Below are 19,898 nucleotides of genomic sequence, written 5' to 3' on the forward strand. Positions count from 1 at the left end.
TAATGAGTAGTACGAATTTTAAGTTAACGACAATTGCAGCCCTAGTATTGGCTGCAACCAACGCTAACGCTGCCTTATACCAAGTCGTTGAGGTAGAGAAGCCTGCAGCGATTACAGACGCAACTGAAACATTCGGTGTTGCTATTCAACCTGGTAGTGCGATGAACGGTGCTACGGAACTTACTATGGGCTGCTTTGACTCTAACGCGACAAACTGTGCGACAGATTCGTTTAAGCTAGCCGGTGAAACGCGTAATACCGTAGAAGGCGTTAGCTATCGAGAAGAAGTTCCTTTTGCAATGGATGCTGCGTTTCAGTATATCCAAGAGTTTAATGACTTTGAGAACTACTGTTATCGTGAATTGAGATACTCAACTTGTGAAAGTTGGGCGGTACAACGTTGGAATACTTGGAGTAAGGAAATCAATGACCTAACTAAGGTCAATGCACAAGCGTTTATTGAGGGTGCAGCGTCAAGTATTAATCAATACAATTCAGTGATCAACGCTTTAGATACTACAGCTCAGCCCCTTGGCGTTGCTTCTGAAGGTGACAGCAACGGTGATGATAGTGTTCGAAATAAAGCCATCACGACTGTTGCGTTGACATCAGACTCTGAGTCGCGAGCTTGGGGAGCATTAACTCTTTCAGAAGGTACTATATTGAACTTTGGTAGTATTTCTGAAAAAGGTGCAGGCACAAGTACATCAAGTACTACTTTTAGCTCCAAGGCTGCGCTATGGAATGCTTCGAGCAATAATCAAATTCCATGGAGTAACAACGATAGTTACCCATCACAAACCGGTGATTACTTTGCTCAGGGTAGTATGCGTGGTTTAGTTGAGGTTGGTAACAAGCTTTACGGTGTTGGGTATGATTCCGTTGATGGGAGCGGCGATCTTCAAGATTTAAACGCAAGTGTTTTTGTAAGTAATGATCTAGATTTCTCAACGTCAATCGATCTTTCTGCTGTAACTTGGACAACAACATCGGTGTCTGGAGCTGAAGTTAAGTCAGGCTCATCGAGTGATGATGCTATATTTAGTAACTCAGTTGTGTCTGATATCAATAAGAACCTATTTGCGGTTGGACATGCTAAGCGTAATGGTTATGTACCAGAAAATGGTAGTGCAGCGAACAAAGCATTTGTCGTAGAAAATGCCTCAAATGCAACTCCTACCGCTACGTTTTTAACTGGTGGCATTTTCTTTACCGGTGCAGGAAGCGAAGCTAAGTCGGTTAATAAGTACAATGAATTTGTAGGTCAAGTTGATGCTGACACAACTCGTGAAGTAGATGGTAGTGAACGTCGTCATCGCGGCTTCATTTATCCGTATCAAGCAGATGGTACTGATGCTTCAAGAATTGCATTATTTGATAGTAAGGCTTGGTGGTTAGACGATCTTACGAATGGTGCCAATGCAGATGGGCAAGATTTCTCAGCACAAAATAACTTCTTCCGTATTATCGATGCATCAGATATTAATGATGCTGGTGTGATCTCTGCAACTGCAATCAAGTGTACAGTTAGTGGTGTACCTCAACAGTATGATACTACCTCACACAACTCTTACTGTGGAAACGCTTCATCAGATGCTGTAGAGGAAGTCGTAGCGGTTAAGCTAGTTCCAATCTCTGGTGCAACAACGGATGATATTCAAGCTCGTGGTACCGACTCTCAAAATGTTGAACGTCAAGGTGCTGGCCTCGGTGTTTTCGCTTTGACACTGCTTGGTTTCCTCGGGTTCCGCAGAAAATTTAAATAATTTTAGCTCTTGAGCCCAAGTTCACAATTCTGAACTTGGGCTTTTTTTCGTCTTGAGAAAAGTAGGATCTTGGTTAATTCTTAAAGTTGGAGTTACAAAAACTCCACGATGTTGTAATCATTATATGTTTAGAAATGGACACCCGTATGAGGACTGCACTATGAAGAGACAAAAGCGTGATCGCCTAGAACGAGCACAATCCCAAGGCTACAAGGCTGGTTTAAATGGAAGGTCGCAAGAAGCTTGCCCATATAGCCAAATGGATTCTCGGTCGTATTGGTTAGGTGGTTGGCGTGATGCCAAAGATGACAAACAAGCAGGTCTCTATAAGTAATAGGACAAATGTCAAGGATTTCAAAGGCTCCGATTTCGGGGCCTTGTTATTTTATAGAACTAGAAGCTGGTGGAGGGGATTGATTACTTTGTTACAACATACAATTGGTCATATAGTGCACTATAACTAAATATTTTACCACAAAAGAAAAGCTGCAATAAGCAGCTTTATCTTTAGAATTCTTTTAGAAAGAAGACGTATCTTGGAAAAGGCCAACTTTAAGGTCTTTTGCTACGTAGATTTCTTTGCCATCTACAAGAACGCGACCATCAGCTAAGCCCATTACTAGCTTGCGGTTTACAACGCGTTTCATGTGGATCTCGTACGTTACTTTTTTCGCTGTTGGTAGAATTTGACCAGTAAATTTCACTTCACCAACACCTAGAGCACGGCCTTTACCTTCGCCGCCAACCCAACCTAGGAAGAAACCAACAAGTTGCCACATAGCGTCTAGACCTAGACAACCAGGCATTACAGGGTCACCTGGGAAGTGACAATCAAAGAACCATAGGTCTGGAGTAATATCTAACTCAGCAAGGATTAGACCTTTACCAAAATCACCCTCAGTTTCTGACATCTTAGTGATGCGATCCATCATCAACATGTTTGGTGCTGGAAGTTGAGGGCCTTGTGGCCATAGTTCGCCTTGGCTTGATGCTAGAAGCTCTTCGCGAGTGTAAGAATCACGTTTGTTTTGCATTATCAATTTACTCCAATTTTTGATAGGTGCATATTAGTGAACAGGTGTACGCTAAACAAGTCCGATCAGTACTAGACAAACCAGTTTTTGATGCGTTCCACAATTCCTGGCGGATGTTCATGTCTTTCAAAGTTTTCAATACGTTCCGCGATTTTGCTGAGAACGCTTTCTTGCTCTTCGTCTCTAAATGGTTTGTTCATAATAAGAGGAATGGCTTCATCTACATTCGATACAGACCAGATATGAAATTGCCCATTTTTAATGCTTTCGACTACATCTGGCTGAAGCGCCAAATGCTTTAAATTTGTATGAGGTAGGATTACGCCTTGTTCACCTGTGAGACCCTGATGTTTGCATACATGGTAAAAACCTTCGATCTTTTCATTCAGTCCACCGACAGCTTGTACTTGGCCGAATTGATCAACGGCACCTGTTACAGCAATCTGCTGATTGATCGGATATTCAGAAAGGGCACTTACTAATGAACATAGCTCTGCTAACGATGCACTATCGCCATCTACTTCACAATAAGACTGTTCGAATACAACCGAAGCTGAGTATGGTAGAGGATCTTCAAGGTTCAATGACGCACTCACAAAAGCTTGCATGATCATCATGCCTTTGGCGTGTAAATTACCGCCAAGTTCAGCTTTTCTCTCTACATCGGAGATATCACCATCGCCAAAGTGAATCACACAGGAAATACGAGCGGGTTCACCGTAAGAGATAGGATGTCCAGGGACATCAATAACGGTTAAACCATTAACTTGACCAACTTGTTCACCTCGAGTTTCGATGATGACTTGTCCATCGAGGATGTCATCTAAAGCACGCTCAGGAAGGTACGACTCACGTTGATATTTGTGTGATAGCGCTTGTTCAATATGAACGCTATCGATATCGGTGTTATTGGACTCTATTGCTGCTTCGCTCAGTAATGTGTTGTGCCAGATAGGGCATAGAGGCGTGTAAGTTTGGTCTTCAGCTTCTCTTGCACCTGCGCAAAGTAAGGCTGTAACGGCTTCTACATTAAGCTCTGGTAACTGATAGCGTTGTTGTAGCCATTTTAGATAGCCTAAATATTCAACCAGACTCACTTGGTCTAATTTTAGATCTTGTTCAATCTCACTAAATAGACAAAAGCCATTACGGATATCGCTGTCCAAATAATCAAGATCACCCATTTGGCCACGGTCACCAACAATAATGAGCTTAATGTTATATGTGCGAGGTGATTGCGGCGCACATAGGTGATCCGGGTTACTTCTGATTGGCTCAATCTCATCACCGAGTAAAGCTGATTTGAGTAGTAGCCAGCTTCCCGGGTTCGCAAGGATGAGATTTGCAGAGACAATGAGAAATCCATTGTCTGCTTTAGAAAGCAAGCCTTGTGTGGTCGCTATCACTTGTCCATCTTTTGATTCAATTTGGTCAAATAACGCTGCTGCATTTAATGACTCAGTTTTGACTACAGGGTGATTGTCTTCAGAAATGGAGTGGTTGAGCGATTCAATGATGAGTTGGCGATAAATGGCATTATCAGGCGCATTGACAAGTAACACACGAGATAGACTAGACAAGCGTACAAAGCGAGTTAAGGCATCACGGAATCTATGCTGAATCTGCATAAATGAAAAAGGCGATAGGTTAGGGTATTGCTCTAACTGATGTGTGTATTCATCATATTGTGGCGTTACATGTCGCCAGTCTACTTGAGTCATTGAATCTACTAAATATGGTAAAGAGACTGGGAGTATATAGAAAAACGACAATGCCTAATAGAAGTATCTGTTTAAACGCAAGAAACCAAGCAATATAAGTATGATCTTGGTCTATTCTTTTAATTGTTCAATTGTCTATTTAGGTAATTTGGGTTACGCTGTCACTAGGTTTAACGTTTGGGATTTGACATGAAATATCAGCAGCTTGAGAATTTGGAATGTGGTTGGAAATGGAACTATCTGGTAAAAAAATGGAAGGAAGGTGAATCCATTACCCGTCATATTGATTCAAGTGAAGCAGATGTTGCTGTACAGAATCTGCTGAAGCTAGAACATCAACCTACAGGCGTTCTTGAGTGGATAGAAGATCACATGTCTTTGGAGCTCGACAACAAGCTAAAGCAGGCTATTCGCGCGAAACGTAAGCGTCATTTCAATGCTGAACAAGTTCATACCAAGAAAAAATCGATTGATTTAGATTATCGCGTTTGGGAAAAGCTATCACAAAGAGCAAACGAGCTAGGCTGTACTCTGTCTGATGCAATTGAATACTTAGTCAGTGAAGCATCAAGAAGTGAACAAGCAAGTAAAACGGTAACCAGCCTCAAAGAAGATTTGAGCGCGTTATTATCTGACGATAAATAGTGATTTAAGGCGGCTGTTATGATGTATGTGATTCTTATCGGGGCAGTACTCGTATTCTGGCTCGTTGCAATTGATAGGCCTGTACTCAAAGTGACGTTTGAAAAAGGACAGATTGCTCAATTCAAGGGGCATATGCCGCCAAGCTTCAAACATAATTTACAAGAGATCGGCCGTAAACAGAGCTTTGATGGAGAGCTTAAGGTATATGCAAAGCGCTCAGGTTATAACTTAAAGTTTTCGAAGCAGGTGCCTAAAAGCACCCAACAACGCATTCGTAACGTTTTTCCTCACAATGGCTTTAAATCGAAAGGCTCTAAGAGAGCTTGAGCTCCTATCAATGCTAAGCTGCTAGCATATTGTCATTCTAAATCCATCCAAATGATTTAGCGCTTCTCTGCATAATACCTTCATCTTAAGGAGGTATTATGAAAAAATTATTGATGCTACTAGTTATCTCTCAAGCTTCTATAGCTGATGATGCGTTAATAAACCCAGTAGCAAAAAAGATAAAGTCACAAGTCATCAAAACACTTAATGCTAAAGGGAACAGTGATCTTAATGGATTTTGTGACTTGATGTTGGAAATGAGGCATAGCAAAGCATTCACTAAGGTTCACCGAGTTAAAACCCATGGAGATGCCAAGCTATGTAAGCTAGCTAAAAAGGCAGTACCGAAGAAGCAATATCGTTACCAAAGTTACGAAAAGTTCATTCGAATACAGATCGCTTTTTAACATGAAAGATATGATTTAATGCACTATAACTAAATTTATTGAGTAACAGTTAACTATCCCGTGAAAAATAATGCGACTTCATTTAATATACAGAACTAATAATTTAGATAGGCTGTTATAACAGCCAGGTAATGAAATGTGGTCAAGGGATTTGTAGGTTGTTGTTAGCAAATAAAAATTTCACACCTGAAGTAGTAGAACTCTCAAGAAAGATATCATCGAATGTTGCAGAACGCTTTAACAAGTGGCTCGTAAGTCCTAATTACAAACTCAATCAGGATCTCGTTGACTCATTACTTAGCTTAGAAAATCGCTATTGTGATGATGTGATTTTTAAAGAATCTGAGCGTATAACCAATAACCAGCGCATCTTGTTAATGTGTGAGCAGGATAGGGTTGCCGCTAAACGTGAAAAGATCGCAGCTAAACAAAATACATTGCGCTATGTTCTAGAAGATGTATGTGAAACAGCCTCAGTGCTTCTAGAAAAAAAACTTGAAAGCACTCTCATAAGCTCACTTTTCTCCCAGCTTCCGGATTTCAACGCCTTTGCTAGTGTTGCTTATTCTCCTTCATTGAATTTCAACAAACTTCACCGTTTAGCAGAAGAGAACCGAAGTCTGTCGTCTAGCTTAACTGACTTTGTTTCCAATAGGCAGTTTTGTGAGAAGTATGGTCGTAAGCCTAAAGTTATCTTGGATCCGAAAGTCGCTGTAGGTCAGATTGGCATTGATAATAGCCGTTTGCTTTATCCTATTTTAATGAGCCAGCCGCTACTTAAATGGTCTGACGAAAATACTAAGCATATCGCGCCTAAACTATGGCAACACTTAATGGTGACGGCGAACGCAACACGTATACGTCTACAAGATACCTCTGTACGAGATCCCGATGTCGGTATTCTATTGGGCACACTGCGTATTTTGCCTATGTTCCTAGTGTGTAATCATTTCTCTCAAACATTTGAAGACGCACTCGTACAAACGATGCTGAGTTATCGTGGAGCCAGTGACAAACACAATGAATACTATGCTTGTGCTGAAGTGCTACCAAATACTAGCTTCTTAGAGAAAGTATTCTCCAGTATGGAAATGACACTCCTTAATAAGTTAATTGAACATATCGATTGGAGTCCAAATACAACCTACATTAAACAAGCGCTAGTGGAGGAGGTTGATGGTGTGAATGTTTCTGAGAGGAGTGTTTATGGTGCAGCGCTTGCTCAGGCCCATGCGTTTTCAATTTTTGAAGCCTTAAATCATAGTGAACTATTTAATCTAAAGCATCGTCCTTACTGGTTTTCACAAGTTCAAATGTCAGGCTTGGCTATTGCTCAAATGAAATCACGAGTTCCTGGTCAGTTAACCAATAGTATCTAGTGACCGTGTCACTTTTTTGTTTTGTACCGACGATATCTTGTAGTTATTGTCGGTACAGATAGTCATCTTTTAGCCTGAAATCTTCCTATCTCTTACTTTCCAAAATCACTGAAGGGGTTGTACTGAACTCCTGTCCGCCTATTCCAATACAGACCATTTAGAATGATAGAGCTTCATCTTTGACCGATGTATGGCAATGGTTAGCTTTGGTGACGCTGTAACTCAAAACTTTTGCATCTACACTAAGATAAAGGTACCAGATGAGTCATTATCAAATGAAAGTGTTGTTATGAGAATTGGTATTCATTCGTACGTTGGCTTTTTGCTTGGTTACCATAGCGCCATCCTGGTCGTTGTTGAACATTAGAAACCAAGCACGGTATTGGAACTAAGCACTTAAGAAGTAACAACAAGGTCTAAGACAAAGATCGTCCGCTATAAACTTGTGACATTTTCAAGTAGTGAATTATCAAAGGATACAGAGGCGTGCGTGAAATCTGGGTAGTTACAGGAGCAAGCATGTTCAGATTTCAACACAGAGTCACATTCAATAGATTCGATTGAAGCCTAGAAGTCACCATAGGCGTTTGTCATATAATACGTGACTTAGTGGGTACGGGAATTTTCGTAGCGTTAATTCAATCGTTATTGTGATTTTCAATTAGTATTGAAGCGAGGCTTTCATGTAGTTAAAGAAACTGAAGGTTGTAGAAACTGTCGGCGAACTTGGGCAAGTTGCCGATTGGTTTGGTTTAACAGTTGTCTGACATGTCTAATAGAGATATCTAAAAAGTCAGCAGTTTAGGTCCTAAAAGCCAAACAATGTTTTAAGCTTAGGAGGACATTTTAAAGTTGCTCAAACCGGACATTACTATATTGCTCTTACATAAATCAGTGCGTATTATCTATCTTATGTTAAATAAGGTTTGGTGGAAACAGGTATTGTGTTCATTTCTGGCACCCCACTTACACTTTGTGGCCGGTAAAAGCGTTTCAATTTAACCGAAAGTCTATTTACCATAAAATACCTAATAATCATATTCATAATCTTCGATTCAGAATACGTTTATTAGGACTCTACTAATAAGCGATCGATCGCTTCTGTGATCTCTTTGGTTCTTACTGGTTTGGTAACGAAGTCATTCATACCTACATCTAAGCACGAACATTTGTCTTCATTTGATGTATGAGCTGTTAGCGCGACAATTGGTATGTTTATGTTTTTTTGCCTCATAACTTTGGTGGTTGTTAGTCCGTCCATCACCGGCATTGAAACATCCATAAGAATAATGTCTATGGGTGCTTTTTCAGATTGAATAAAGTTAATGGCTTCTTTTCCGTTACTTGTGATGAAAACTTTGTGTCCTTGTCTCGACAGAATTAGTTGAATAACCATTTGGTTCGTTGGATTGTCTTCTACGATTAACACAGAATATTGAGTCCTAAGCGATTGGCTTGCCGTGCCGCACACTTCTTTCAACTGAGCATCTTTGTTTAACCGACTTAACACAGGCAATTGAACCTTAAAGCATGAGCCTTTGTTCAACTCACTCGTTACTTCGATTCTTCCATCCATTAGTTCCACCAAGCGCTTGGTGATGGCTAAACCTAGACCTGTTCCACCAAATCTACGTGTAATGGTGCTATCCGCTTGAACAAACGGGCTGAATAACGATGCCAATTGTCGAGGATTCATGCCAATACCAGTGTCTTCTACGGATATATGGAAAGCACTTTGCTGGTAATGAATACCGATATTAACTTCTCCTCGCTCAGTAAACTTAATGGCATTGCCGACTAAGTTAAATAGGATTTGAGCAAGTCTCGTTTGGTCGATGTAATGTAGCTCGTGCTCGGGCATTTCGCAGGTTAGATTTAGCGTTAACCCTTTAGCGTCAGCTATCTTAGTTTGTTCGGACAAAACAAAAGTTACAGTGTCTCTTACATTGTTCCATTGTGGCGCTAAAGAAAAACAGCCGGATTCAATTTTAGAGAAATCTAGTACGTCACTTATAATGGCCAGCAAAAGTTCAGAGGATGTTCCCATGCTCTGAATGATCGAGCGTTGTTCATTAGTTAAGTCTGAGCACTTTAATGTCTCAATTAATCCAATAATGGCATTAAGTGGTGTGCGCAGCTCGTGACTCATCATTGCTAAGAATTCGGATTTGGCTTTGTTTGCGCGTTCTTCTTCTTTACGCGCAGATATGAGTTCAGCGGTGCGCTCTCTAACCGTCGCCTCTAACTTCTCTTTGTTTTCGATGTCGAACACTGCGCGTTCAATCAGTGGCCGGAAACGGTTCAGTGTGGCTTTCGTTTCAACACTAAAGTGTTTTGTATTGGAATGGATAAAAACGATCACAGATTGAGTTAAGCCTGTGTCGATACCGGTCATTAATACGGAGTTGATTTGGTCAAGTAATATTGAATTAAGTGAACTAAACTCTGGCAGACTGCGTGGCTCAAATAAAATTGTGCATTCACCGTTTATAACGCGCGATAACTTTCCTGAGTCTTGCCACTGAATATTTTCATAAGCACGGTTGTTCGCTAAGAGTGTTTTAAAACTATCTTGGTTGTTTACACGTGAAATTACGATGAAATCGTCAAATTTTATATACTTCTTAAGAACTAGTTCTAGGCTGGAAAATATATCAGAAATAGAGTTAGCCTTGCTAATTTCAGAGATAGTCGACAGTATCACCCTATTCTCTTCAGCTAAACTACGCTCGCGTGATTTGGCTCTTTCTAACTGTACCAGCGCCTCTTGTAGCGCTTCCTGGTTGTCCGTACCCATTATTTCTTTAACCTATAAAAAGTGGCCGACGACACCATTAAATTACCGTGCGCATTTTCACCACCACAAAGACGTCCTTGTTCGCCAAACGTGAATGGGCATATGTATGGAAGCCCATTAAGTGCTTGATTTATTTGCGTGCAGACTTCGTCCATATCCTGTTTTAAGCTCAACATGGGCCCTGCGCAAAAGATGTTGATCGCACCCAGTTTCTCTTCATGATCCATGTCGTTAAAATAAGATGAATGTATGATATTGGCGGCTCTGCTGATGATCTGTTTTCTAGAGCCCTGCATTAAGTTGATCACATCACCTTCATTAATATCGGTAAATAGTTCAATGCCTTTGCACTCTGTTTGTCTAATTGAGTGTGACAATTTGAAATAAGGTGTCTTATACGAAGAACCGACCTTTCGACCTAAAGGGTAAACGGATGACTGTTCGAAAATAAAACCGTCATCAGAGTTCCCTAAGTGATAATTTGTCCATTCATTATATACATCCACAGCGGGTCTATTATCAATTTCCTGAAGAATACGATCTCGAGCTTTAGTCACTGTGCCAGAAAATTGAGTTGGCGTATGCCCTGCATTTAGTGAGCTATATACAGATTGAGATGAGAAAAAGACAGTGAGAGAAACCCCGTTAATAGAAACGAGATCTTCGGTAAAGATACTCCAATTACCAGAAACTTTGTTGTCAGCGGCGCTACCACCAATGATTGGCACTTCGGTACCGAATTTCGCATCGATCGCATTCATGACTGTTTCTTCATTCCCTGGAGTTGAATGAAGAAGAATAAGGTCTGGGACTTCCCCTATTCGATCAGCCTTTCTCAATGCCATATCTATTGCATGATGAGTACTAGAGGTAACATCACTTTCAAAGCTTTGTATCCCTGTTCCGTAGGCGTTTATCCCCGAGTCATAGATGGCTAACACACCAATCACGGGGCCAGAATGAAACCCCGTCTCTGTCATTATCCCATGACAAGTCGTGCAACCATGAACTGGTGTATCTGGCAGTTGTTGTTTAAGCAACTCCTGAACTGAGAACGTTGAATACTCTTCAGTGCAGTAGCAGATAAGGCAGGCAATCTCATGAGTTCGCTCTAAACCGGTGAGGAGCTCATGAACAGCGACGACGTTGTCGTGTGAGTAGGAAACTTTAGAGAGAAACTTCATAAACGCTTGATTAATTTATTAATCGGTCAGTTATACCATTTTGAAGCATGAGTTTTTACTGATTTAGTACAAGTTTATCCCACCTCCGACCTCATAATGCTTATTTTGAGAGGGTCACCGAAACTCGATGGCCTTGTTGCGGGGTTGTGACTGTTATTTGTGATGTCGGTTCATCGGTTGTAAGTAACCAAGAAGATGGACTTTTTACAACTAGAGTTCCTTTTCCATCATAGTTAATAGCAATTTTGTTACTTTCAGATGTTTCGATTAAATAGCCATGATTATCACTTGAAACACTAACATTATATTTATCAATAGTAATTTCACACGGTGCTGAAAGAATACAGTCAACCGTTTCGTTATTTTCGTATGTTACTGTTCTCCAAGTAAATGCAGCTACTAAAATAGACAACATGACGATAATTTGTACAAGCCTGCCTTTTGTGAGCTTTTGTGCTGCCATTTTATCCTTTACTCCTTGTTACAAAGTTCAAAGTTTTTAAATAAAAATACATTTCCTGACCAACCGTAAGGTTACTACTCTGTCATTGATTTGTTAATTCAAGTATAGTGTCGCGTTGAAAATGCCACTTTTTTTTAAAATCAGCAAGCGGAAATAAAGTTCTGAATAGTCTGAGTTTCTTTTTCTGATTTGGGTGGCATTACGACGTGAGTCGTGTTGGAAGTAAAGTGTAGTAAATAAGAAATTGGAAGCATGCAAATGAGCCAAGAAAAGCAGCTTGAACAAAACTACAACTATACGGTCGTCCGTCAGTTCACCTTAGTAACTATTCTTTGGGGTATTGTCGGTATGGGCGTTGGTGTTTTGATTGCCGCTCAATTAGTTTGGCCACAGCTAAACTTTGATACGCCGTGGCTGACGTACAGTCGTTTACGTCCCCTGCATACTAATGCGGTTATTTTTGCGTTCGGTACAAGTGCCCTGTTTGCAACATCATATTATGTTGTACAACGCACCTGTCAGACGCGTCTCTTTGGTGGTCCACTCGTAGCCTTCACCTTCTGGGGTTGGCAAGCGATTATTCTGTCCGCTGCAATTACTTTACCGTTAGGTCTAACCTCTGGTAAAGAATATGCAGAACTTGAATGGCCAATCGATATCGCTATCACGCTTGTGTGGGTAGCTTATGCAATCGTGTTCTTTGGAACAATGATTAAGCGTAAGACGTCACACATCTACGTAGCAAACTGGTTCTTCGGAGCCTTCATTATCACGGTTGCCGTGTTGCACATCGTTAACAGCCTAGCTGTTCCTGTATCTGCGTTTAAATCGTACTCGATTTACTCAGGTGCTATCGATGCAATGGTACAATGGTGGTACGGTCACAACGCGGTAGGCTTCCTGTTAACAGCTGGTTTCCTAGGTATGATGTACTACTTCGTACCTAAGCAAGCTGAACGCCCTGTTTATTCTTACCGTCTATCGATTGTTCACTTCTGGGCTCTAGTGTCTCTGTATATCTGGGCTGGTCCTCACCACCTGCACTACACAGCACTACCTGACTGGACTCAATCTCTAGGTATGGTTATGTCGCTTGTTCTATTCGCTCCTTCTTGGGGTGGTATGATCAACGGTATTATGACTCTATCTGGTGCGTGGCATAAGCTACGTTACGACCCTATCCTACGTTTCCTAATCGTTTCTCTATCATTCTACGGCATGTCGACTTTCGAAGGCCCGATGATGGCTATTAAAACGGTTAACGCACTATCTCACTACACTGACTGGACTATCGGTCACGTACACTCTGGTGCATTAGGTTGGGTTGCAATGGTTTCTATCGGTTCTGTTTACCACTTAGTTCCAAAACTATTTGGTCAAGAGCGTATGTACTCTGTATCTCTAATCAACGTTCACTTCTGGTTGGCAACAATCGGTACTGTTTTCTACATCGTAGCAATGTGGATCTCAGGTGTAATGCAAGGTCTGATGTGGCGTGCAGTTAACTCTGACGGTACGTTGACTTACAGCTTTGTTGAGTCTGTAGAAGCATCTTACCCATTCTACTTTGTACGTTTCCTAGGTGGTTTCATCTTCCTAACTGGTATGTTCTTAATGGCATACAACACGTACAAAACTGTTACAGCACCAAAAGCTAGCTTAAAAGCTATCGCGCAACCGGCTTAAGGAGATTTAAGAATGAGCTCAAATTCAAATAATCGCCATGAGTTGGTAGAAAAAAACGTTGGCTTGCTAGCAATCCTGATCGTTATCGCAATCAGCTTCGGTGCTCTTGTAGAGATCACTCCTCTTATCTTCCAAAAGCAGACAACTGAACCTGTAGATAATCTACGTGTTTACTCTGCTCTTGAGATGGAAGGTCGTGATATTTACATTCGTGAAGGCTGTAACGTATGTCACAGCCAAATGATTCGTCCATTCCGTTCTGAGACTGAGCGTTACGGCCACTACTCTGTAGCGGGCGAAAGCGTTTGGGAACACCCATTCCTGTGGGGCTCTAAGCGTACTGGTCCGGATCTAGCGCGTGTTGGTGATCGTTACTCTGATGAGTGGCACCGTGTTCACCTAATTGACCCTCGTGAACTTGTTCCAGAGTCAAACATGCCTGGTTTCCCATGGCTAGAAGACAATGTACTTGATGGTAAATTGACTCAGCAGAAGCTTGAACTCTTCCGCAATCAATTTGGCGTTCCTTACACAGACGAACAGATTGCTAACGCGAAGCAAGATGTTGAAGGCAAAACAGAGATGGATGCAATCATTGCTTACCTTCAATCTCTTGGCCACGCAATGAAATAAGGAATGACTATGGACATTATTACATTTCAAAGCGTTTGGACTGTGACCGTTTTTGCTTGTTTTATCGGCATCGTTTGGTGGGCATTTGGCAAGAATCGTAAATCTCGTTTCGAAGACGATGCAAACCTAGTTTTTGCGGATGAAGCTGAAACGAGTTCAAAAGAACAAGGAGTGACTAAGTAATGAGTACATTCTGGAGTATCTGGGTTTCCGTAATTACTATCGGTACACTCATTGGTTGTGCGGTTTTACTTCGCTCATGCTTCTCGAACAAAACGGGTATTGAAGAAGGTGATGACATGGGGCATGAATACGATGGTATTCGTGAACTAAACAACCCTCTTCCGAAGTGGTGGACTTACCTATTTATCGGCACGCTTGTGTTCGCGGTAATCTACTTCATCCTTTATCCAGGTCTAGGTAACTTTAAAGGTGTTCTAGGTTGGACAAGTTCTGACCAGACCGTTACTTCGGTTGCACAGTCTCGTGCTTCTGTAGTTGACGCGCAACAGAACAAGCGACTAGACCAGTATGCGAAAGAGCTAGACGACGCTAACAACTACTTTGGCGAAGCGTTTAACCAACTTGCATACGATGATAACGGTCTTCGTTCGATCCCTGATATCGCATCAGACTCTGAAGCAATTAAAGTAGGTCAACGTCTGTTCCTACAAAACTGTTCTCAGTGTCACGGTTCGGATGCACGTGGTCAGAAAGGTTTCCCTAACCTAACTGACGATGCTTGGCTATACGGTGGTGAGCCGGAAGCGATCCTAACGACAGTACTACACGGTCGTGTTGGTCAAATGCCAGGTTGGAAAGACGCTCTTGGCGAAGAAGGCGTGAAAGAAGTAGTTAGCTACACTCTTAGCCTTTCTGGTCGTAGCGTTAACGCTCGTGAAGCTGAAGCTGGTAAAGCTCGTTTCGTAGTGTGTGCAGCGTGTCACGGTACAGATGGTAAAGGTAACCCTGCTGTAGGTGCACCTGACCTGACTGACCGCGATTGGTTGTTCGGCGATTCTCGTGCAGATGTAACAGAAACTGTAATGTACGGCCGTTCTGGTGTAATGCCAGCATGGAAGGACATTCTAGGTGAAGAAAAAGTTCAACTAGTTTCTGCTTACGTGTGGAGCTTAAGCAACTCAGATAATAAGTAACATTTCAATAACAGCCCCTTTCTTAGGGGCTGTCTTTCCTTTATTTTATAAACACTTCTTTTTATTCTTTTTCGAGATCTTTTTTATGGTAAAGCCTTGGTATAAACAATTTTGGCCGTGGTTCTTAATCGCGTTGCCTGCGACAGTTGTGGTCTGGACGATCTTAACGGTTATTGTATTTACACAGAACTCTGTCGACTTGGTCACTGAGGATTACTATAAAAAAGGGAAAGGCATTAATGTCGATATCTCTAAGGTTAACGTAGCAAAAGCACTAGGCTTGTCAGCAGACATTTCTGAGCGTGGTGAGTCAATCATCATTTCTTTAGATAAAGGCAAGCTTGAGCACTTCCCTGCGCTCAGTGCCATGTTTGTTCACCGCACCCTGCCTGACCGCGACTTCACACAACTGCTTACAGCGAATGCACAGGGCGATTACGTGCTTAACACTGACCATGAGATTGAAGGCCCTTGGTTCATTGAATTGACGCCACACAACGAAGAATGGTTGGTGCAAGGCCGTATCACCTTCCCTCTAGAAAACAAAATCAAACTAGAGAACTAAAGTATGAGTGAATCCTGTTATCACTGCGGTGAAGATGTACCAGCGGAAACGGATTTTAAAGTAGAAATATTAGGCTCTATACGTCCAATGTGTTGCCCGGGCTGCGAAACCGTAGCCCAAACCATCGTTGATAGTGGCTTGGTCTCCTACTACCAATATCGTACCGCTCCGGCTGAAAAAGCTGATCTCGTTCCTGAACAGTTACTTGCCCTTAGCCATTACGACAATGAAGATGTACAACTTGAGTTTGTACGTAATTCTGAAAACACCTCAGAGGTGACGTTGTCACTAGAGGGTGTCTCTTGTGCGGCTTGTGCTTGGTTGATTGAGAAGCAAGTCTCTGCTCAAGACGGTGTTTATGGTATTCGTGTTAACACCACAACCAACCGTGCCCTTCTTAGCTGGGACAATACAAAAACTAAATTGAGCGAGCTGCTTTCTGCGATTCATACGCTTGGTTACAAAGCGGCGCCTTTCGAGGCAGACAAGCAAGAAGCGGCTTACCATCGTTCGATGAAGAACTATTTGTATCGCTTAGGTGTTGCTGGTCTGGCAACGATGCAAGTAATGATGCTTGCAGTCGCCCTGTACCTTGAAGTTTTCGGTAATCTTGAACCCGAGTTCAAACACTATTTTCGTTGGGTAAGTTTGATCTTCGCAACACCGGTTTTACTGTATTCAGCATTACCTTTTTATATTAATGCTTGGCGAAGTATCAAAGGCCGCACGTTAGGTATGGATGTACCCGTATCTATCGCCCTGTTGTTCGCCTACGTGGCTAGCTTAGTGGCAACTGTAACAGAGCAAGGCGAAGTCTTCTTCGAATCTATCTCGATGTTTACGTTCTTCCTCTTGTTAGGGCGATTCCTTGAGATGCGCGCCCGTCGCAAAGCAGCTGCCGCAAGTGGCAACCTGCTTAAGTTAGTTCCAGCAATGGCAACCACTCTCGATGGCGATCAAATTCCAGTTAAGACGCTTAAGGTTGGCGACAAAATCCGAGTTCTACCCGGTGAACACATTCCTGCAGATGGCGTCGTGTTATCTGGGCGAGTTCATATTGATGAATCGATGCTCACGGGTGAATCTATCCACGTTGTAAAAAATAAAGGGGACTCTGTTTTTGCAGGTACCTTAAATGGTGACGAGTCTTTTGAGCTTGAAGTTAAGAGCTCAAAAGCGGATTCGGTTATCTCTAACATTGTACGTTTACAAGATGAAGCTCAGCTTTCTAAGCCTCGTATTGCAGAGATTGCGGATATCGTAGCGCGCTATTTCGTCGCGGTGATTTTGATTATCTCTTTTGGTACTTGGTTGTACTGGCATCAAACTAAACCAGAAGACGCATTCTGGATCATGTTGTCAGTATTGGTTGCGACTTGTCCTTGTGCATTATCTCTTGCAACACCAACGGCAATCACCTGTTCAACTTCCCGTATGGGTAATTTCGGTATCCTGCTTCGCAAGGGTCATGTGTTTGAGACGCTCTGTAAGGTAAATCACCTCATCATTGATAAAACAGGTACCCTTACTGAAGGTGACATTCGTATTAGTCAAACTGCAACGCATTCAGATATAGACGAAGATACCTGTCTACAGATAGCCGCAAGCCTTGAGCAACATGCTAACCACCCTATCGCTAAAGCGTTTAAAGCGTTTGAATCTGATGATGTAAGAGTCGACTCAGTGAACAATGTCATTGGTTCTGGTATTACTGGTGAGTGGAATGGTCATAAAGTGGCTATCGGAAGTAGCGAGTTTATTCTTGGCGAGGCTCAGAATGATCAGAGTAACGGTATTTACCTCTCTCTTGATGATAAACACATTGCAACCTTTGTTTATGAAGATCCAATTCGTAAAGAGAGCATCGAGTTCATTCAAAAGTTCAAAGAAGCGGGCATCAAAACCACTCTTTTGACAGGGGATTCATTAGTCAATGCTAAACCTGTCGCGGAAGAGATCGGTATTACAGATATTGTTGCCAACGCTAAACCTGAAGATAAGCTTGCCTACCTCAACTCTCGTGATCACAAAGACATTACGATGATGGTTGGTGATGGTATTAACGATGCCCCTATTCTTGCGGGCGCTCATTTATCTGTAGCTATGGGCGGCGGTACAGATGTCGCTAAAGCTTCTGCTGATATGGTTTTGTTAGGTGATAAGCTTGATAGGCTACTTCAGTCACGTAAGTTGGCATTGAAAACTCGTAAAATCATTCGTGAAAACTTAGCGTGGTCACTGGGTTACAATCTACTTATACTGCCGCTTGCGGTTGCCGGCCTAGTCGCACCCTACATCGCTGTGGTTGGCATGTCAGCGAGTTCTATCATTGTAGTGTCTAACTCACTGAGACTTCTAAAAGAGCAAGGTAAATAATGGAAAGCTTATACATACTCATTCCTATCGCTATCGTCTTAGTGTGCATCGCTGTCGGCATATTTTTGTGGGCAGTGAAAAGCGAACAATTTGAAGACTTAGAACGCCAAGGTCACAACATTTTGTTCGATGAAGACGCAAACGATCCTGCTTCAAAGAACCAACCAAGTAGCAAGAAATGACACCCGATTGGATTGGTGCCTTTGTGGTTGGGTTGATCGGCGCAGGCCACTGCATGGGAATGTGTGGTGGCATCGCGTCGATTCTTTCTATTGGCGCTCAAAAGCCTTCCCCTATTACTCCTATTCTTTATAACTTTGGGCGTTTACTCAGTTATATGATGATTGGTGGGTTAATTGGTGGTGCGGTTTCTTCATTAGGACAGCTTAGTGATTTTAACGCTGCGTTAGCTTGGTTAAGGCTTGTTGCTGCGGTATTCATGATTGTGCTGGCGTTATACATCGGTAAATGGTGGTTTGGCTTATTGGCTTTTGAAACAGTTGGACAACGCTTATGGCGCTATGTTTCTCCAATAGGTCAATCGCTTCTTCCTCTCAAGCACCCAAGCCATGCTCTGCCATTTGGCTTTGTTTGGGGGTGGCTTCCTTGTGGTCTCGTTTACTCTATGTTGACGTGGGCCGCAGTCTCAGGAAGCTGGATTAACGGTGCTGGAATCATGCTCGCGTTTGGTCTCGGAACCTTGCCCGCAATGCTCACCGTTGGTTTTGGTGCTGGTTTTCTAAAAAAGTTGCAACAAGCTGACTTGTTTAGACAATGCGGTGCAATTTTGATCCTTTTATACGGTCTATTTACTGCCTACCAAGCCATTCAGCTCATTATTTATACCGTATAGGCGTGCTTTAAATGCGGTTTTTTTGCTATCCTTTACTCTGAATGGATGCTAAAATATTGACGTATATCAAATAGTGAAAGATTGTTATGATTTCTGAAAAGCCTGTGACGAAACGTGTTCAGTCTGGTGGCTGTGCAATCCATTGTCAGGATTGTAGTATTAGCCAGCTGTGTATCCCATTTACTTTGAATGAATCTGAACTGGATCAACTAGACCAGATCATTGAGCGAAAAAAGCCTATTCAAAAGGGCCAAGAGCTATTTAAAGCGGGTGATGAGCTTAAGTCTCTTTACGCGATACGCTCTGGCACTATCAAAAGCTATACAATTACTGAGCAAGGTGATGAGCAGATTACTGCGTTCCACTTGGCTGGTGATTTAGTTGGCTTTGATGCAATTACTGGCGACCTACACCCTAGCTTTGCACAAGCTCTAGAGACATCAATGGTATGTGAAATCCCATACGAAATTCTAGATGACTTATCAGGTAAGATGCCGAAGCTTCGTCAGCAAATCATGCGTTTGATGAGTAACGAGATTAAAGGTGACCAAGAAATGATTCTGCTTCTTTCTAAGAAGAATGCAGAAGAGCGTCTTGCTGCATTCCTTTACAACTTGTCTACTCGATTCTCTCAACGTGGTTTCAGCCCAAGAGAGTTCCGCTTAACAATGACTCGTGGCGATATCGGTAACTATCTAGGTCTTACTGTTGAAACAATCAGTCGCCTACTTGGTCGTTTCCAAAAAGCAGACATCCTGAGCGTTAAAGGTAAGTACATTACTATCGAAGATCACGATGCGCTTATGGAATTAGCTGGCGTTTCGAAAGAATAGTTCTAAATATCAATGATGTAGTTCAATAATGAGCTACATCATGTTTCTCTTCAAAAACCTCCTATATTTCTC

Annotated in this window: 20 protein-coding genes; 15 read left to right on the forward strand and 5 right to left on the reverse strand. The window is 42.1% G+C overall.

Annotated elements, in window-relative coordinates; all coding sequences use genetic code 11:
- Positions 1–2: 2 nt before the first annotated feature.
- Both L1D60_RS09315 and rmf read left to right on the forward strand, forming a co-directional pair.
- The gene (locus L1D60_RS09315; RefSeq protein ID WP_239840829.1) at positions 3–1,766 is read left to right on the forward strand and encodes a DUF3466 family protein; all 1,764 of its coding nucleotides are present in this window, start codon (positions 3–5) and stop codon (positions 1,764–1,766) included.
- 160 nt (positions 1,767–1,926) lie between these two features.
- Entirely contained in the window at positions 1,927–2,100 is a 174-nt protein-coding gene (gene rmf, locus L1D60_RS09320; RefSeq protein WP_084181794.1) for a ribosome modulation factor, read from the forward strand.
- A 184-nt stretch (positions 2,101–2,284) separates the two neighbouring features.
- On the opposite strand, the gene fabA is transcribed toward rmf, so the two are convergent.
- Both fabA and L1D60_RS09330 read right to left on the reverse strand, forming a co-directional pair.
- Entirely contained in the window at positions 2,285–2,800 is a 516-nt protein-coding gene (fabA, locus tag L1D60_RS09325; protein ID WP_032549106.1) for a bifunctional 3-hydroxydecanoyl-ACP dehydratase/trans-2-decenoyl-ACP isomerase, read from the reverse strand.
- Positions 2,801–2,871: 71 nt separating this feature from the next.
- Positions 2,872–4,521 (reverse strand): Lon protease family protein, encoded by a 1,650-nt coding sequence (locus L1D60_RS09330; protein ID WP_239840830.1) that lies wholly within the window; start codon positions 4,519–4,521, stop codon positions 2,872–2,874.
- 189 nt (positions 4,522–4,710) lie between these two features.
- Between L1D60_RS09330 and matP the strand changes: the two genes are divergently transcribed.
- From matP to L1D60_RS09350, 4 genes are all read left to right on the forward strand, one after another.
- Positions 4,711–5,166 (forward strand): macrodomain Ter protein MatP, encoded by a 456-nt coding sequence (gene matP, locus L1D60_RS09335; protein ID WP_239840831.1) that lies wholly within the window; start codon positions 4,711–4,713, stop codon positions 5,164–5,166.
- Between the two features lie 18 nt (positions 5,167–5,184).
- Entirely contained in the window at positions 5,185–5,493 is a 309-nt protein-coding gene (locus L1D60_RS09340) for a DUF3634 family protein (RefSeq protein ID WP_239840832.1), read from the forward strand.
- Positions 5,494–5,591: 98 nt separating this feature from the next.
- Positions 5,592–5,900, forward strand: coding sequence for a hypothetical protein (locus L1D60_RS09345; protein WP_239840833.1), 309 nt, complete (start codon positions 5,592–5,594; stop codon positions 5,898–5,900).
- Between the two features lie 158 nt (positions 5,901–6,058).
- On the forward strand, positions 6,059–7,279 hold the full coding sequence (locus L1D60_RS09350; protein ID WP_239840834.1) for a hypothetical protein: 1,221 nt from the start codon (positions 6,059–6,061) through the stop codon (positions 7,277–7,279).
- A 1,069-nt stretch (positions 7,280–8,348) separates the two neighbouring features.
- On the opposite strand, the gene L1D60_RS09355 is transcribed toward L1D60_RS09350, so the two are convergent.
- The 3 genes from L1D60_RS09355 to L1D60_RS09365 form a co-directional block, all read right to left on the reverse strand.
- Complete coding sequence (locus L1D60_RS09355; RefSeq protein ID WP_239840835.1) at positions 8,349–10,076, reverse strand: response regulator; 1,728 nt, start codon at positions 10,074–10,076, stop codon at positions 8,349–8,351.
- Positions 10,076–11,260: an FIST N-terminal domain-containing protein gene (locus L1D60_RS09360; protein ID WP_239840836.1), complete on the reverse strand. Its 1,185-nt coding sequence runs from the start codon at positions 11,258–11,260 to the stop codon at positions 10,076–10,078. The genes L1D60_RS09355 and L1D60_RS09360 overlap by 1 nt, the downstream gene beginning before the upstream one ends.
- 100 nt (positions 11,261–11,360) lie before the next feature.
- A complete protein-coding gene (locus L1D60_RS09365) occupies positions 11,361–11,723 on the reverse strand; it encodes a hypothetical protein (protein WP_239840837.1) in 363 nt (120 codons plus the stop codon).
- Positions 11,724–11,981: 258 nt separating this feature from the next.
- On the opposite strand from L1D60_RS09365, the gene ccoN reads away from it, so the two are divergent.
- From ccoN to L1D60_RS09410, 9 genes are all read left to right on the forward strand, one after another.
- Positions 11,982–13,409, forward strand: coding sequence for a cytochrome-c oxidase, cbb3-type subunit I (gene ccoN / locus L1D60_RS09370; RefSeq protein WP_239840838.1), 1,428 nt, complete (start codon positions 11,982–11,984; stop codon positions 13,407–13,409).
- 12 nt (positions 13,410–13,421) lie between these two features.
- Positions 13,422–14,042: a cytochrome-c oxidase, cbb3-type subunit II gene (gene ccoO / locus L1D60_RS09375; RefSeq protein WP_032549072.1), complete on the forward strand. Its 621-nt coding sequence runs from the start codon at positions 13,422–13,424 to the stop codon at positions 14,040–14,042.
- A 9-nt stretch (positions 14,043–14,051) separates the two neighbouring features.
- The gene (locus L1D60_RS09380) at positions 14,052–14,225 is read left to right on the forward strand and encodes a CcoQ/FixQ family Cbb3-type cytochrome c oxidase assembly chaperone (protein WP_032549071.1); all 174 of its coding nucleotides are present in this window, start codon (positions 14,052–14,054) and stop codon (positions 14,223–14,225) included.
- Positions 14,225–15,199 (forward strand): cytochrome-c oxidase, cbb3-type subunit III, encoded by a 975-nt coding sequence (gene ccoP / locus L1D60_RS09385; protein ID WP_032549070.1) that lies wholly within the window; start codon positions 14,225–14,227, stop codon positions 15,197–15,199. Before L1D60_RS09380 ends, ccoP begins: the two co-directional genes overlap by 1 nt.
- Before the next feature lie 85 nt (positions 15,200–15,284).
- Positions 15,285–15,764, forward strand: a complete 480-nt coding sequence (locus L1D60_RS09390) for a FixH family protein (protein WP_239840839.1) — start codon at positions 15,285–15,287, stop codon at positions 15,762–15,764.
- 3 nt (positions 15,765–15,767) lie between these two features.
- Positions 15,768–18,140 carry a heavy metal translocating P-type ATPase metal-binding domain-containing protein gene (locus L1D60_RS09395; RefSeq protein ID WP_239840840.1) on the forward strand — a complete coding sequence of 791 codons (2,373 nt, stop codon included), beginning with the start codon at positions 15,768–15,770 and terminating at the stop codon, positions 18,138–18,140.
- The gene (gene ccoS / locus L1D60_RS09400) at positions 18,140–18,322 is read left to right on the forward strand and encodes a cbb3-type cytochrome oxidase assembly protein CcoS (RefSeq protein WP_239840841.1); all 183 of its coding nucleotides are present in this window, start codon (positions 18,140–18,142) and stop codon (positions 18,320–18,322) included. Before L1D60_RS09395 ends, ccoS begins: the two co-directional genes overlap by 1 nt.
- Positions 18,319–18,993 carry a sulfite exporter TauE/SafE family protein gene (locus L1D60_RS09405; protein ID WP_239840842.1) on the forward strand — a complete coding sequence of 225 codons (675 nt, stop codon included), beginning with the start codon at positions 18,319–18,321 and terminating at the stop codon, positions 18,991–18,993. Before ccoS ends, L1D60_RS09405 begins: the two co-directional genes overlap by 4 nt.
- 86 nt (positions 18,994–19,079) lie before the next feature.
- Positions 19,080–19,826 carry an FNR family transcription factor gene (locus tag L1D60_RS09410; RefSeq protein WP_017632474.1) on the forward strand — a complete coding sequence of 249 codons (747 nt, stop codon included), beginning with the start codon at positions 19,080–19,082 and terminating at the stop codon, positions 19,824–19,826.
- Positions 19,827–19,898 lie beyond the last annotated feature (72 nt).

This window comes from Vibrio sp. Isolate30, from assembly GCF_022397975.1.
Taxonomy (GTDB): Bacteria; Pseudomonadota; Gammaproteobacteria; order Enterobacterales; family Vibrionaceae; genus Vibrio; species Vibrio fortis.

Coding starts and splice junctions, on each gene's coding strand:
- ccoP (WP_032549070.1), top strand. CDS start 14,225: ATGAGTACATTCTGGAGTATCTGGGTTTCCGTAATTACTATCGGTACA.
- L1D60_RS09355 (WP_239840835.1), bottom strand. CDS start 10,076: ATGGGTACGGACAACCAGGAAGCGCTACAAGAGGCGCTGGTACAGTTA.
- L1D60_RS09410 (WP_017632474.1), top strand. CDS start 19,080: ATGATTTCTGAAAAGCCTGTGACGAAACGTGTTCAGTCTGGTGGCTGT.
- ccoN (WP_239840838.1), top strand. CDS start 11,982: ATGAGCCAAGAAAAGCAGCTTGAACAAAACTACAACTATACGGTCGTC.
- ccoS (WP_239840841.1), top strand. CDS start 18,140: ATGGAAAGCTTATACATACTCATTCCTATCGCTATCGTCTTAGTGTGC.
- L1D60_RS09340 (WP_239840832.1), top strand. CDS start 5,185: ATGATGTATGTGATTCTTATCGGGGCAGTACTCGTATTCTGGCTCGTT.
- L1D60_RS09360 (WP_239840836.1), bottom strand. CDS start 11,260: ATGAAGTTTCTCTCTAAAGTTTCCTACTCACACGACAACGTCGTCGCT.
- L1D60_RS09380 (WP_032549071.1), top strand. CDS start 14,052: ATGGACATTATTACATTTCAAAGCGTTTGGACTGTGACCGTTTTTGCT.
- rmf (WP_084181794.1), top strand. CDS start 1,927: ATGAAGAGACAAAAGCGTGATCGCCTAGAACGAGCACAATCCCAAGGC.
- L1D60_RS09395 (WP_239840840.1), top strand. CDS start 15,768: ATGAGTGAATCCTGTTATCACTGCGGTGAAGATGTACCAGCGGAAACG.
- L1D60_RS09315 (WP_239840829.1), top strand. CDS start 3: ATGAGTAGTACGAATTTTAAGTTAACGACAATTGCAGCCCTAGTATTG.
- L1D60_RS09405 (WP_239840842.1), top strand. CDS start 18,319: ATGACACCCGATTGGATTGGTGCCTTTGTGGTTGGGTTGATCGGCGCA.
- L1D60_RS09345 (WP_239840833.1), top strand. CDS start 5,592: ATGAAAAAATTATTGATGCTACTAGTTATCTCTCAAGCTTCTATAGCT.
- fabA (WP_032549106.1), bottom strand. CDS start 2,800: ATGCAAAACAAACGTGATTCTTACACTCGCGAAGAGCTTCTAGCATCA.
- L1D60_RS09330 (WP_239840830.1), bottom strand. CDS start 4,521: ATGACTCAAGTAGACTGGCGACATGTAACGCCACAATATGATGAATAC.
- L1D60_RS09390 (WP_239840839.1), top strand. CDS start 15,285: ATGGTAAAGCCTTGGTATAAACAATTTTGGCCGTGGTTCTTAATCGCG.
- ccoO (WP_032549072.1), top strand. CDS start 13,422: ATGAGCTCAAATTCAAATAATCGCCATGAGTTGGTAGAAAAAAACGTT.
- L1D60_RS09365 (WP_239840837.1), bottom strand. CDS start 11,723: ATGGCAGCACAAAAGCTCACAAAAGGCAGGCTTGTACAAATTATCGTC.
- matP (WP_239840831.1), top strand. CDS start 4,711: ATGAAATATCAGCAGCTTGAGAATTTGGAATGTGGTTGGAAATGGAAC.